The sequence below is a fragment of the Parasphingorhabdus sp. genome (assembly GCF_039977335.1).
In the GTDB taxonomy this organism is placed as follows: Bacteria; Pseudomonadota; Alphaproteobacteria; order Sphingomonadales; family Sphingomonadaceae; genus Parasphingorhabdus.
Genome location: NZ_JBDWDI010000003.1, coordinates 25,297 through 39,093 on the forward strand (window position 1 = coordinate 25,297; position 13,797 = coordinate 39,093).

Sequence of the window (13,797 nt, forward strand, 5' to 3'; positions counted from 1 at the left end):
TAGGTAAAAAACGGTTGCGCGACAATCAATTCCTCTTCAATGCTCTTACTAAGATATCCTCAAATATCGCTTCGCGATCCTGTTGATTCAGTTGACTAAAGCCAAATGGGATTTCCATACGCCCAGATATCACCAATTCCGCCAATCCGTGAACCATCGACCAAGATGCCATGACCTGCGTCATGGCTGCACGATCCGAATAAGGGTCAGCGCCTAGAATGCTTCTGATTTCACCCACCAACTTATCAAAGGCAGCCCTTGAAGCCGCGGAAAAATCGTCATCACTTCTGTCCGGTTTGCTTGATGCAAACATAAGTCGAAAGAGTTCCGGGTTCTTCATTGCAAAATCTATGTAGCCGATGCCCGATGCAACCAACTGGGCTAGCTCTTCTGATTTTGCGGTTTTTTGATGCTCGTTCTGAACATCGACCAATTCTTTGTATCCCGCTGCTGCAAGCGCCGTTAGCAGCCCGTTTTTGCCTTTGAAATGATGTGCCGGTGCGCCGTGGCTAACACCTGCACGTTTTGCAACGGAGCGCAGAGAGAATGCCTCGATTCCGGTTGCTGATAGTTCCTCTCCTGCTGCGTCAAGCAATGCAGAGGCCAGACTGCCGTGATGGTAGCTGCTGCTCATAGCAGGTGTGGGTTTGTGCTCATAACAACTCCATATGCATATATCTTGACAGTGTCTAGAATTAAGTGCACTCGTGCAATTAGACAGTGACTAGATGGGCGTTTACCAAAGCTCGAAAAATAGGAAGATAGTAAATGACGATTAAAGGTTTTTTCAATCTAAAGCGCTTGGCGGCCGGTCTTGCTACATTGACGGTTATATCGGCTTTGGTTTTCTATTTTTATACGGATTATCATCTCACGGCCATGTATGGCGGCCATACCGAGCGCGCTGACACTCCCTCCTTTGCAGAGCGCCCCGAGGTGCTTGCGATAACCAATGTCAGCGTATTGGCTCCGACTTCAGATAGTTTTAGCGAGAACCAAACAGTCCTCGTTCGTGACGGAAATATCGTATCGATCAGTTCAGAAACCATTCCGTCGGCCAATGCCACACAGATTGATGGCCGCGGTATGTTTCTTGTTCCTGGCTACACAGATTCCCATGCCCATCTATGGGAAAGCAAAAACGATCTAATGCTCTTTGTCGCAAATGGAGTGACACAAATCCGGGAAATGAATGGAAGTGAAGAGAATTTAGTTTGGAAAAAGGAAATTGAAGAGGGCCGCGTTGGACCCGATATTTTTGTTGTATCCCCTCAAGTCGCCAATTTTGGAAAGCTGACAGGCTGGTTTGGAGCATGGACACAGAGAAAGCGCAATGCCACATCACCAGACGGCTTTCAGCAGCTAGTCAAATCCCTTGAAAATGAAGGTTATGATGCGATCAAAGCGAGCAGTTTCTTGAATAGTGAGGATTATCTAGCCCTCAACGAGGCAATGAAAGAAACATCTCTTCCCTTGGTAGGACATATCCCATATTTTGCAAAACTCGATGACTTTTGGGCAGTGAATCAAACGGAAGTGGCACATATCGAGGAATTTGTGAAACCGCTGCGACAGGAATTTGGGTATACTGCCGAAAACGCAGGCGGGTTTCTGGATTTTGTTCGTGAGCGGAGCGATGAGATTGCCGAGCGTCTCAAAGATAAAAATGTTCATGTGACCTCTACACTGGCATTAATTGACAGCCTACCCGAGCAAGTCACAGATCTCGATTCATTGCTGAGTGCTTCACAACTCCAATATGTCAATCCGGGAATAAGCGAAGGCACAACTTTGGCAGACCGCGCGTTGGGCTGGTTGCCAGAAGTTAATCGCTACCGGTTTCGTGATGAATGGGACAACGCAAGGCGCAAGGAAGAGGTAGAGTATTTCCAAAACTACTCGGCGGCCCTCCATATCATGCTTGACGCAATGCTGAAAAAGGATGTTCCGATCTTGGTAGGTACAGACACAAATGTGTCTGTCATGGTACCAGGGTTTTCCGTCCATGAGGAAATGCAATCCCTAAACGATGCTGGCATGACGACTGCTCAGGTTCTTGCTGCTGCAACATCTGTTCCCGCCCGATGGATGGGTTGGAAGACAGGCGAAATCCGCCCTGGCTTTAAAGCCAATATGGTGTTGTTGAGAGAGAACCCACTCTTAGACATCAGGGCTACCGATTCAATTGAGATGGTTGTTGTGAATGGCAATCCGTTGTCCCGGTCTCAATTGGATGAAATGCTGCTAACGGTCAAAGCTGCAAACGACAAAAGCCGGAAAGTATCGATCGAAAAATGGAAGTAAGTATCTGTAATTGAGATTACGAAATCAGGTGGTTGATATGTTGTCTTTGAATTTCAGTATGGTACGAGTTGGATCGAGTACATCATTCTACCGCTTAACCAGTGTCAGCTAACGGTATTTAACGGGTATCGGAAAATTGATAACAGGGGCTTTTAACGCAACATAGCGCTTAATCATTTGACTATGCGGAGTTCAAAAGGCGCAAAACAAAGACAAGTTTTTCACAAGGTCTTGGAGCGGGTGAAGGGAATTGGTCGCAAACATACATTCTTGAACACCGCAGTTTAGCGTCAGTTTTGACTTTTTGATGCTAATCAGCCCATGTTATTTGAATGTGCGGCCGTAAATATGCTTCTGAAGAACTGACTTGGGCAGAATATAGAGACATTCTCGATATCACTGGGCCGCCGCGCAATCTGCAACCAAGCTATAACATCGCGCCGACACAGGAATATTATGTCTGTACAGAACAGGACGGCAAAAGAGAGCTACGGCCCATGCGATGGTGGCTGGTTCCGCATTGGGCAAAAGAGCTAAGCAGCAAATATCCGTCATTCAATGCCAAGGCTGAAACGCTGGAGCAAAAGCAAAGCTTCAAGGGGTTGGTCAAATCCAATCGCGCGGTCGTTATGGTATCGGGCTTCTATGAGTGGAAGCGGGAAGGCAGCGATAAGCAGCCCTATCGCGTCGAGCATCCCAAGGGCGAACCTATGCTATTTCCGGCCCTGTGGACCTATAACAAGCATCTCGACGTCTATAGCTACACGATTATCACCACGGCGCCGTCTGAGGGCTTCAAATGGCTGCATCATCGTCAAGCAGCCATCCTACCGCCCGAACAGGCGGGATCATGGCTGTCAGGTCCATGGGAGCAGGCAAAGCGTCTTATGGCGCCCTATGAAGGCGAATTAAATTTCATCCCGGTATCGAAAGAAGTGGGCAAGGTGCAGAACAACTATCCGGCGCTGTTGGAACCAGTCAGCTTATAGGGCTTAATGATTGTAAGGGCCGTTGGATCAGGTTCGTCTTCACCAAAAACACCCGGACGGCCAGAATTACCGATATTATCAACCAAATCGGCGCGGATCACCATCGTGCTAGCATTGTCAATTTCGTCACACACAGCCTCAGAAATAGCTCTGGTGGCGGCATCGCGCTCGACCGGCAGCTTTGATGACAACCGGGTTAGCGATGATTTGGGAAGCTGTTTGATTGCCACTGTCAAAATGGCGCTAAGTTCTCTTCGTTCAATTCGGTGCATAGTCGGTTCTCCCTGCTACAGTCCCCCGACACATGACTGTGAATATTAAGCCAAATCCAACATTGCAATAGGCAAAAAAAAGAGGTGCCCCGAAGGACACCCCTTTTTTGCATATCATGCAAATTACTATTTAATCTGGCTTCGGTGGCGGCGGATCGGGACACCATTTGTCCGGGTATAGCGCGCCCTTGCGGACAGCATCGCGGCAAATGCGGCCGATCTTAGCCCAGCCTTTCAACGCCCAAGCATCGTGTTGATTGTCATAAAGCGCCTTCTGTTCAGCGTCGGTGAAAACTTCTGGCCAGACTTTAGGTTCCGGTTCCGTCTTCACGTCTTCGGCAACCGGGAAACTGGTCAAGCTGACCCGTGCGCCGCACCCTGCTACAAGTAACAGCATCATCAGCAGCACTAGGCTTCTGCCCAGTCGCGCCGGAATTTCGGATATCTTCATCGGTCCGTTCCTTTCCAGATTGAATATTATCGGCGTCCCGGCCGCGCTCCTCGGCCGCCAGCCCTTCTGATTTCTTTTCGATCCGCGCCTTTTTTCGTTCGGCTTCCAACTGATCCGCGCGAACGCTGTCACCGCCATGGTCACGGCCGACGAAATAAACGGCCGTATGGGAAACGATGAGAGCGGCCGCTATGGCCAAGGCGATTTGCCAGTTCGCAAATATCCATGCGACAGGGCCGAAAGCTTTGATCTTGCCGATAGTCATGACGCGCTAATGGCGGTTGAATATTGAGGTGGAACTGACAGACAGCGCCGCCTTTCATCCCGGCGGCGATTGACCAGCCCTTGAACGACCCGGCCGCCTGCCCTGTTCCACATCAGGAAAGCATTACATGCACCGCGCCAGTCACCGGCATTGAACCGGCGCGCGACAGTTGATCGGCAATAGCCCCTGATCCCGATATTATAGGCCAGCGAAGTAGCGGCCGCGAATTGATAGGGGTTTTCGCGAAGACCGGGTGTGCAGTTGATGACGCCAGTGGCGTGCTTCAACACTTCTTCGCTAATGCTTTCTTCACATTCGGCGAACGTGTATTTCTTACCCACGGTGACGCCAGTGGTGTCGCCAAAACATTTTGTGGGGACGTTCACTATGTCGAGATAGCCGACACTGCGAAATCCTTCCCATTTGCTGACGTCATTTATGGCAAAGCCAGCACCAAGCAGACCCATAAGGCCCACCAATGCGACGGCTGCCTTCTTATTCGTCTTCGGCATGATATTTTCTCCATTTGTCGAAAATGAACCAGCCACATTGAAGCACAAGCCAGACCACGCCCATAAAGCCCAGCAATTCACCCCAAACCGGGTGTGTTGCCATTCCAACGGCGTCTTGTGCAGATGGAAGCCATGCTGGCGTTGTCGCCATTACTCCGGCGGTTCCGGCCGTTGCGGCATCAATTTTGTGTGGCATTAAATTTCCTTTATGCATTAAAAAGCCCGCGCTTGGCGGGCTTTCCTAGTTTGATTGGTTGGCTTCTTATTTGTGGTCTTGGTGAGAACCGGGGCCACCACCGCCGCCTCCGCCGCCTGATCCGCTTGATCCACCTGAACTGCTTTTGGATCGTATCGATCGGACGACGATATAACCAAGGCCGATAATGACGGCCGCTATGATAGCAATTTCTGCAATTTCCATTTTTCATTCTCCTGTTTGTGATGAGTGATTGGGGCCGCCAACTCACCTTTGGCGGGTAACTTTATTCAGGGCAGCTCTGGTTCACCAATGTCCAGTTCAGCAGGTGTATCATCGGCAGGAAGTTCAATGCCGCATGCGGGAAGCGGCGGCACGGCATCCGGCCAACCTTCATCGGGTTCGGGTTCGCCTAGCGCTTTACGGATCAAGGACATACAGGTTTGGCCGTGACCTTCCTGCAATCCCCACCACATCATGTTTGTGACATAGCTGGTAAGCTCCATTCCGGCTTCAAGCACGTCATTGGGAACGTAATCGCGAAACGCATAGATAAACTGGCTGATACCGACGATCTGGGGCGTTGCGGTCTTGCTGGCCTGTTTTATATATTCCTCTTGCAGCTCAGCGGGTATCGACGCGATCAACGTCAAAATTACAGCTACCGCCTGTTGATTGTTGGTAATTGCCATCATCGTCCTTTCTATGATCCTGTTGCAGAAACGCTGCCACCGAAGCCGATGATTTTGGGCGGTGACGCACTATCGCGGCGCGCGTAAAGTCTGGCATAATAGGTTGTGTTCGGGGTCAAGCCGGTGAACAGTGAGCTTGCCGATATCGATCCATTTTGACCGAAGTAGCTGTTAAATTCTCCATCGTAGAATACAACCGCGGGCGCGCTATCGTTTAAGATCGCACCATTGGTTCCAAGGCTTCCCGAAGAAGTTCCGATGCGCCACTGCAAGGCAGCGCCAAACGTACCTTCAGGATTGGTCGCCGCAGCGATTATCGATAGACCGCCAGCGCATTGAATTTCCCCATTCGCCCCTGTCTGCAATTCCAGTTCGTCGCTAATGGCCACGAAGCTTGTTGTAGTTGCGTTGCCTAGCGAATTGTCGCTAGCTGACGTCCCGCCGACACCCCCGCCTGACGTCGGCGCGGCTGCATCATCGCGCGAAACGGGTATTGTCGTAAACAACGGAAAACCGTCGCGAGCCGATTTTACAAGAATATCTCCAGACTTCGGTATTGTCGCGCCCAATGGGATAGTAACAATGCCATTGGCTACGGTTACGGTTGCTCCCGTTATGCCGCCTTGGTTTTCAATCGTCCACACGGTTCCGAAATTGGCAGTGCTGCTAACATCTTCATCGCCCTTATACCGCGAAATGCCTGACGTCGCTGGTAATTGCATACCATCCAAAACGCCTAAGTGATTGGCGGAAAATTGAAAAGATTTAGATGCTGGACCGTGAAACGGAACGGAATTAGCTGTGACGTCCGCATTAATTTCAACAGTGTTAAGCTTGCCATCCTGATCCGCATCTAACTGCGCCAATGTACTCGGCGTCACCTCCGAAATGCGCAGATTGCGCCATTCAAACGGAGTGCCTAATGGATTTGCGGTTCCCCAGCGCAACAATTCAAGACCCATGTAAAGCGCGGTGTCCCTCGGCTTGATCTGAATGATGAAAGTCTGCCAAGAGGCTGTTAAGGGAGTGTTTTCTATACTTCCCGAACCACCAACAGACCTCTCAATTGTCGCCTCTGCTATTCTAGGGTCCACATGATTTGATGGATATCCCATATGCGTTGCCGCCGGGTCCGGTTCACTATCCAGTTCCATAAACCGCGCATAATGTCCGGCTGAACTGGCCACGTCCGCACGGGCTTCAAATCGCGCTATGTAAAGTGACTTTGGGTTGCATCTCCAAAAGGGGAAATATTGTCGTAGGCTGCTATTCGTGCCATCTCCAACCCGCAAAATCTGCGTGGTATGATCATTGTCCTTGTAGCGCGGTTGGTTTGTTAAAACCGTCGTTCCCGATACGGCTAGCACACCACGCGGCCTGATTGGATTAGTAGTCACGTTGGCAAGCGAAAAATCACCATTGAAAAACAGGTTGTTACTGTCCAGTAAGTCACTTCCTGTGATCGCATCGGCATTAGAAATATGTTGTAGCGCATCAACCGCATTCAGCCGCGCCAACAATCCTTCACCAACAAAACCGGCCGCATTGCCTAACAGTGTAACCAGATCGGTATCGACAAGGCGATTGCCCGATATGTCTTTCAAATGCTCCAATGCTGGAATGATCGTCGAAGACAGTTCGATCTGATCATATTTGGCAATATCCCAATGGAAAGCGCCCTCGCCTAGCGTTGCGGTAACATAGAAAAAACCGGTTGAACTCAATGTTCCACCAACGCCTATGCGACGCTCGTAAATGTACCATTCCCAATTACCGGTTCCGGCTTTTGAAGTAAGCCACCCGGCGCCGCCCGCTCCCGTACCGGTTGCATTACTTGTAAATTCGATAGTCTTACCGACTGGTATCTTTGCCAGCAACACAAAGGCGATTGTCGATCCTTCGGTGTACCGACCTAAACGTGATGGCTGCCCAGCCCCAGCATATTGTAGTGATTGGTACATGCCGCAACCGGGACTTGGCTGTGCCGAATTGTTAAAAGCGACGCGCAACAGATTGCTATTGCCCTTGGGCGCGCTGGCGTCCTGTACGATTGAAATTGAAACAGAACCCGACGCATTATTATCGTAACGAAATATATTCGACGGTATCGTGCCACGCTCAAAGCTGGGATCATAGGATAGAGAATTGCCCGCCAATCCGGTGCGAAGCAAATCTTCAACCGACAGCGATCCGATCCCATTGGAAATCGCTGTGAGCAATTCGCCGCTACTGTTGAAACCGGCCGAAATTCGGCCGTCTGTTAACTCCGCCGGACGGCCGTTCACGGTGGATGACCAATCGACGGCGTTCAACCGCGCCAGAACCCCTTCACCGATAAACCCCAAGGCGTTGTTAAAAGCCGTGACGTCGGCATTATCGTCGGGTTTACCGCCATTATCGTCATTAATTGCTGACCAGTCGGCCGTTTGTTCCGCGGTTAAAATCGCTTGGATCAATGGACTGTTAAGCGGGTCATATACGGTTGGATCAGCCGCTTCGACCGCTGCGCTTTCTTCCTCTGACCACGCATAGATCGCGGCATTTTCTTCGCGCAATGTCATCGCGATCCGGCCGTTCATGGATATGACCTGTTCGGTCACGCGAAAAAGCTTGTTGACGAAACCAAGCGCTGAAAATGTCTGCTCTATCACGTCGCCGACTTGGCAACGCAGCGCTGTCATTTTATATTCAGCGCTAAACACCCCCTGATATTGGGCGCGCTGCAATTCCTGTTTGGCTAATCGCTGGGCTTGGCTGGCGCTTTGCACCATGGAAAGATCGAATGTGTGCGCCCGTTCCAGACCATCCGGAGATGGCAATGACACCGCTGGATAATCGACAAGTTGATAGAGGCCATTATTCGATGCGTCCGTCCGGCGACCGCGCACCAGATTAAAGCTTTCGTCCAGTCCGCGCGTTGCTTGCCAGTTAAACTGATCCAATATGTCATCATCGGTGAAGGATGCGACCGGGGTGGCCAGATCATTATGCAATATATCGAGTGCCAGAAAACCGCTGGCATCGCGTAAAGTGCCTGCACAGGATGATGCTAATGCTTCAAGTACTGGTTCTGGATTGTCATTTTCTGAGATTACACCAGCCGACCGATATCGCGGCTCTTGACCACCCGCCGCTAGCGAAACATTTTCCTCGCACATATTGGCGGCCGCTATGAACGCAGCCATTAGGAACCGAGACTTTGGAACACCTCGGCCGATGGCTAGTTTGCCGTTGATACGCCATCCTAGAAGATAGAATAAGATGTGAAGCGCGGCGTTGTTTCCGGCGGCGTTGGACGTCCACGCCCAAGTGCTTTGATCATCAGCGCGCTGGGGACCAGAACCGCCAACACTACTATCCAAACGCGGGTCATATAATAGGGCGCCATCACCAACAATGGTTAGACGCTGAGGAATTGTTGCTGCGAACGGGCTTTCCGCTTTCTTGCTGTTGCCCGTAGTTTTGAACCGCATATGCACATAGGCACAGCCGGTTAAGCGGCGGCTTGTTCCCCATTTGCTTCCGCCATTGATCGAAATTGTGTTTCCGGCATTGCCTTCAAGCCGGGTTTGAACCGTCAAATATCCCGCATAGGTTGATGTAACGCCGCCGGATGACGTCCATGCCAGCTTGTCTTCGATCCATATTTGCCGAATGGCATGCACCTTGTGACTGGCGCATGCGATGATGCGGTCAAGATATTCCTGATTGGTGCCGCTCCACTCCTCATAGCGAATATCCGTCGCCATGGCCGTGCTGCCCAAAACAGTTTTGCGGAACGCACTGGGATCGATTGTCGAAAAAAGCCTGTCGCGCTGGGCCTGTGGCACTTGCGGGTTTTTTGGTGCCAAGGCACGGTCCAAAATAGTCAGACCGATTGTAATCGCGGCGGCCGCCAGTTGGCCAATGCCCGGAATGAATTGAACGGCAACGGCCGCAACCTTCAGAACTTTGCGTGCAAACTTGCCCATGCGTCACCCAATCTTCCATGCGGCCTGCCATTCGGAAAATGGCACGCGAACCAGTCCGGCAACGTCGTTTTCTTCGCCAATGAACAAGGCAAATGACCCCATGCACACGCCCGCCATATCGTCGGCTAGAACCAGATCGCCGCGCTGCGCAGATGCAGGCGGACAGGCAGGAAAATGGGCGTTCAGATAGTCTTCCGGGCTATCATGCCCCATGCGCTTCAGATAGCGGGCGGCGCCCAATTCCGTGCGATACTTGCCCCGGTGTCCTCTCGCGGCATCAAAGCCGGTGACAGCTTTAATCGCTCCACCGGCGAACAATAGGCAGTCGAGTTTTCCCCATTGATGACGCGCACCCGAACAGGCTGTGATCCACGCCAACAGATTTTCTTCCCATTCAGGAAGTCGTTCCAATTTTTTCACTATAGCGCGCTGTAATTGAACCTTGGACTAAACCGGCCACCGCCACCAATGCCGCCAACGCCGTAGCTATAACCGCTATCCCGCAAGCCAGCACCTTCACTGCCATTGGCAATCGCTATTGCCGCTTCGGCTGATTTGTCGCCGGGATCAAAATCTTCCTGATCCAGATAGGTGCGATTGGACGCTTCACTGAGGTTCGCGAGATAGCTTTCAATCAAGATTTCAACGACCTGTTCGGTCGGATCGCCTTTTATCGGCGCAGCAACCATAGTCCCCGTGTAATAGCGCCAGACATTTCCGATCCTTTGCAGGTTCACGTCATATAACATGATCCACAGCGCCGATGTGCGGCCACGCCAAAGGGGCGGATTGCCCAATATGTTCAGCAATTCCGTATCGATACCAGCCAAGCCGGACAGAGTTGCGGTGACGGTGTCTGATCCCTGTTCTTGGTGGCGCACTTCGGAAACATCTATCATGTCCGGGTTCGCGGCCATGAATGTTACGCCGTCCAGTTCTGGATCACCGGTGCCTGAAAAGGTCACGTCATACGGGGCGGTGGTTACAGCGACAGGATCGCCGTCGAAATCCAGTAACCCAACCCAACAAGGATAAAGAACGCTCTCGCCCAGTGCGGCTGATGCTGCGCTATCAGGACCGGACATGATCAAAACGCCTCTTCGGCTTCAAATGCAAAGCCGTAATTCTGGCCTGTGTTGACATCAAAGCCGGTTTCCGGGCTTGTCATGGACATCAGGGCATAAGGCCACTGCACCTCGACTGTGGCGCTATCTATGGGCGATTTACGCAGCGTACCGGCAAACAGGGCTGTACCAACGCCGCCCGACAACACCGTTATGTCTTGCTGCAATACTTCCAGTTGCACATCATCGTTCGGCAATGGGATCGATATCTTCTGGCCTTTCAGCAAAAACTTTGATCCAATCGCCCCTGTCAGACCTTTTAACGCGACCGATGATCCGGTTTGACCGCCACCGTTCACCTGCACATTTGCCGCACTGGTTTGCTGGCTTTCACACATCAGGACGGGAAAGCTGTTTGCCATCCCGTCAACCGCTTCAAAAAACGCCTGCCATTCAAGGCTATTTTCTTCTTTGATGATCGGCGGGAATTCGCCTGACACGGTCCAAATGCTGGCTTGAGGCAAACGCACAATCTGACTTGTTCCCGTCCAGCCGGACCGGTTTTTCTGTTGCGCCCGTTTACGCCGCCACTGGGTGCGGCGCATCGGGATCGGAACGGGGGGTTGGATGATCGCCATCAAGTCAGCCTTTTTCTTGATAGTTCACGGGTCGTTGCATTGCGCGCGGCCGCAACAATTTGCGGCGCTGCATTGGCAAGTTCACGGCGTATCATGGAGACCGTTTCCGCTGTGGCGCCCGGTGCGTTCACAGTTAGCGAAACCGACATTCCGCCGCTGGCACCGCCGCCAATCTGGCTTGGGTTGTAAATCCGGCCGTTGGCATTGGGGACGAATATCTCCGGCTCTTTCTCGCCAACCAGATACGGCCTACCCGCCGTTACCGGACCGCCAATGGCTCGGCTATTGCCACTGCCGAATAAATTACTAAGCCCACCGGCCAGACCTTGAAAGAAACCACCAATTCCGCCGCCGGATGATCCAGCGCCGCCGCCAAATAAGCCTGTAGCTAGAGGTTCGATAATCGCTTGCTGGATTGCAATGCGTAGCAGATCGGAAATGATCTGATCGGCAATTCGGGAAAAGGTTTTGCCCAAACTGTCGCCACCTACTATCGCTTCTGCAATACCGTCATTCAGGCTTTGAAGCCCGCCGACCGCCACGCGTTCCAGATCATCATTCAATTCACCGGCTGATTTACGTATGGCGTCCAGATAGGCTGCGCCGGGTGATAGATTTTCCCGCTCGACTTCACTACGTTCTATCGCCTGCCGCTTTTCCAGATTGGCACGAGCGCGGGTGGCGTCTCTTATTTCGCCGGCCGCTATAGCCGCTTCAAGGCGCGCCTTTTCTTCCTCTTGCTGCAATGCCAATATCCGGCGTTCCAGAACTAACCGTGCGCGGCGATCCCGCGTGGCGTCGACTTCAATTTCGGCCGTGCGCAGTTCATCGTCCAACTGGTTAAGTTTTTGATCCAAAAGCAACCGATCCGCGCGGCGTCTTTCTTCCGCCAAATCTTCGTCCAGCCGTTGATCAACCAGTTGTTTTTTGGCCGATGCGATCTGTTCCTGAACGGCAATGACCCGATCTTGCTGGGCCTTCGTCAATTCCTTGTCGGCTTTGATCCGCAATATATCGCTAGCGAGGTCGGCATCTATCCGCTGTTTTTCAGCTTCGGCGCGTTCTGCCAAGCTGCCTGTGACTTGGGCATTGGCTAAGGCAAGATCAGCGCTAAGTCTGTCGAGTTCGACATTCCATTCAGCGAGTTTTTGAGCAGCTTCTTCCGCTGGTTTGTTCAATGCATCGACAGATTTACGGAAGCGGCGAACCGATGACCGGCCTTCTGGCGTTGCCAGACTGAAATTTGGTGAGGATGCTACTGGGGTTGGTAACGACAGGCGCGTTTCGCTTCGGGGTTGTGAACTACCTGATCGTCGAATACCAGGAACACGGCTTGGATCGGGGTTGCGAACAGTTATCAGCCCACCAAGATATTCGGTGCTGCCTGACGAAGTCCGATCAAGGATTTTCTCCCTTGCCAATATCTTCGCCCGTTCACGCGTGTCGGGCGAAAGGTCTTGTCGATTGTCGAGATATTGTTCCGCACGAGCAATTAGTTGATTTTGACCGTCAAAAGCCCTGCGAAATTCGAGCCATTTATCAAGCGCTTGGATAGATCGTTCGGCGAGATTGCCCAGCGCATTTGCAAGTGCCAATATTTCTTCAGTGTTATCCGCCACAACCCCGGCGATTTTCGCCTGTAGAACCAACTTCACCTTATCCAGCTTATCCGCAACTTCATCCGCATTTTGGATTTGATCTTCTGACAACACGATCCCTAGATCGTGCGCGGCATCACGCAGTTCGTTTACTCGGCTAGCACCACCGCTTAGAAGGCTGTCGAGTTTTTGACCATTTTTTCCAAAGATCGAAATTAGACGAGCTGCGCGCTCCGCTGGATTTTCAACGCCTTCAAGCGCGCGCGCTATGTCTGGTAACAAATCGGCCGCGTTGCGTACTTCACCATTAGCGTCTCGAATTGACAGGCCTAGATTATCGAATTTTTCGATTTGTTTTTCTGACCCGGCGGCTGCTTCTCCCAGATTTCTATTCAGAACCGCAAGTCCAGCTTCTAAATCCCTTTGTTCAACGCCTGTTTCTGATGCGGCAAACCGATATTCTTGCAACGCTGTCGTTGTCACTCCCAATGCGGCCGCTTGGTCGTTTAGACTAGCGGCATATTTAATCCCATTTTTCACCAACTCAGAGAGAACTTGCAGACCGCCCGCTGCGACAATTGCGACCGCCGCCTTCTTTATCGAACCGGCGAAACGACTGACTTTGCCGTTAACTTCATCGACATTCTTGCCAATACCCGTGACGCCTTTACCGGTATCGGCAAACGTCTTTTCAATGTTGGAAAGACGTTGATCAAAGTTCTTTTCCAACCGCTCCAGATCAATATCAGCTTTGCGCAATTCACTGCGCAAACCTTCAACTGATGCATCCACTTCCAACAGTAATTTTTTAATGTCGGTATCGGGCATGATCAGTCGTCATCCTC

General features: G+C 51.6%; 15 protein-coding genes. 2 read left to right on the plus strand and 13 right to left on the minus strand.

The window, feature by feature from the left end:
* Positions 1-25 precede the first annotated feature (25 nt).
* Positions 26-634 carry a TetR/AcrR family transcriptional regulator gene (locus ABJM21_RS05830; RefSeq protein WP_348302358.1) on the minus strand — a complete coding sequence of 203 codons (609 nt, stop codon included), beginning with the start codon at positions 632-634 and terminating at the stop codon, positions 26-28.
* Between the two features lie 206 nt (positions 635-840).
* Here ABJM21_RS05830 and ABJM21_RS05835 point away from each other — a divergent pair, with 206 nt between their 5' ends.
* Together ABJM21_RS05835 and ABJM21_RS05840 are read left to right on the plus strand one after the other, a co-directional pair.
* The gene (locus ABJM21_RS05835; protein WP_348302357.1) at positions 841-2,304 is read left to right on the plus strand and encodes an amidohydrolase family protein; all 1,464 of its coding nucleotides are present in this window, start codon (positions 841-843) and stop codon (positions 2,302-2,304) included.
* 332 nt (positions 2,305-2,636) lie between these two features.
* Positions 2,637-3,293 carry an SOS response-associated peptidase gene (locus ABJM21_RS05840; RefSeq protein WP_348302356.1) on the plus strand — a complete coding sequence of 219 codons (657 nt, stop codon included), beginning with the start codon at positions 2,637-2,639 and terminating at the stop codon, positions 3,291-3,293.
* Here the strand turns inward: ABJM21_RS05840 and ABJM21_RS05845 are convergent.
* From ABJM21_RS05845 to ABJM21_RS05900, 12 genes are all read right to left on the minus strand, one after another.
* Positions 3,260-3,565 (minus strand): hypothetical protein, encoded by a 306-nt coding sequence (locus ABJM21_RS05845; RefSeq protein WP_348302355.1) that lies wholly within the window; start codon positions 3,563-3,565, stop codon positions 3,260-3,262. The two genes, ABJM21_RS05840 and ABJM21_RS05845, sit on opposite strands and share 34 nt — an antisense overlap.
* Positions 3,566-3,695: 130 nt before the next feature.
* Entirely contained in the window at positions 3,696-3,896 is a 201-nt protein-coding gene (locus tag ABJM21_RS05850; protein ID WP_348302354.1) for a hypothetical protein, read from the minus strand.
* Positions 3,874-4,281: a hypothetical protein gene (locus ABJM21_RS05855; RefSeq protein WP_348302353.1), complete on the minus strand. Its 408-nt coding sequence runs from the start codon at positions 4,279-4,281 to the stop codon at positions 3,874-3,876. Before ABJM21_RS05855 ends, ABJM21_RS05850 begins: the two co-directional genes overlap by 23 nt.
* Complete coding sequence (locus ABJM21_RS05860) at positions 4,278-4,793, minus strand: lysozyme (protein WP_348302352.1); 516 nt, start codon at positions 4,791-4,793, stop codon at positions 4,278-4,280. Before ABJM21_RS05860 ends, ABJM21_RS05855 begins: the two co-directional genes overlap by 4 nt.
* A complete protein-coding gene (locus ABJM21_RS05865; RefSeq protein WP_348302351.1) occupies positions 4,777-4,989 on the minus strand; it encodes a hypothetical protein in 213 nt (70 codons plus the stop codon). Before ABJM21_RS05865 ends, ABJM21_RS05860 begins: the two co-directional genes overlap by 17 nt.
* A 66-nt stretch (positions 4,990-5,055) precedes the next feature.
* Positions 5,056-5,214 (minus strand): hypothetical protein, encoded by a 159-nt coding sequence (locus ABJM21_RS05870; protein ID WP_348302350.1) that lies wholly within the window; start codon positions 5,212-5,214, stop codon positions 5,056-5,058.
* Positions 5,215-5,279: 65 nt separating this feature from the next.
* Positions 5,280-5,681: a hypothetical protein gene (locus ABJM21_RS05875; protein ID WP_348419619.1), complete on the minus strand. Its 402-nt coding sequence runs from the start codon at positions 5,679-5,681 to the stop codon at positions 5,280-5,282.
* 11 nt (positions 5,682-5,692) lie between these two features.
* The gene (locus ABJM21_RS05880) at positions 5,693-9,652 is read right to left on the minus strand and encodes a hypothetical protein (protein ID WP_348302348.1); all 3,960 of its coding nucleotides are present in this window, start codon (positions 9,650-9,652) and stop codon (positions 5,693-5,695) included.
* A 3-nt stretch (positions 9,653-9,655) separates the two neighbouring features.
* Entirely contained in the window at positions 9,656-10,072 is a 417-nt protein-coding gene (locus ABJM21_RS05885) for a hypothetical protein (RefSeq protein ID WP_348302347.1), read from the minus strand.
* Positions 10,072-10,737, minus strand: a complete 666-nt coding sequence (locus tag ABJM21_RS05890) for a hypothetical protein (RefSeq protein WP_348302346.1) — start codon at positions 10,735-10,737, stop codon at positions 10,072-10,074. Before ABJM21_RS05890 ends, ABJM21_RS05885 begins: the two co-directional genes overlap by 1 nt.
* Positions 10,738-10,739: 2 nt before the next feature.
* The gene (locus tag ABJM21_RS05895; protein WP_348302345.1) at positions 10,740-11,354 is read right to left on the minus strand and encodes a hypothetical protein; all 615 of its coding nucleotides are present in this window, start codon (positions 11,352-11,354) and stop codon (positions 10,740-10,742) included.
* Complete coding sequence (locus ABJM21_RS05900) at positions 11,354-13,780, minus strand: phage tail tape measure C-terminal domain-containing protein (protein ID WP_348302344.1); 2,427 nt, start codon at positions 13,778-13,780, stop codon at positions 11,354-11,356. Before ABJM21_RS05900 ends, ABJM21_RS05895 begins: the two co-directional genes overlap by 1 nt.
* Between the last annotated feature and the right edge of the window lie 17 nt (positions 13,781-13,797).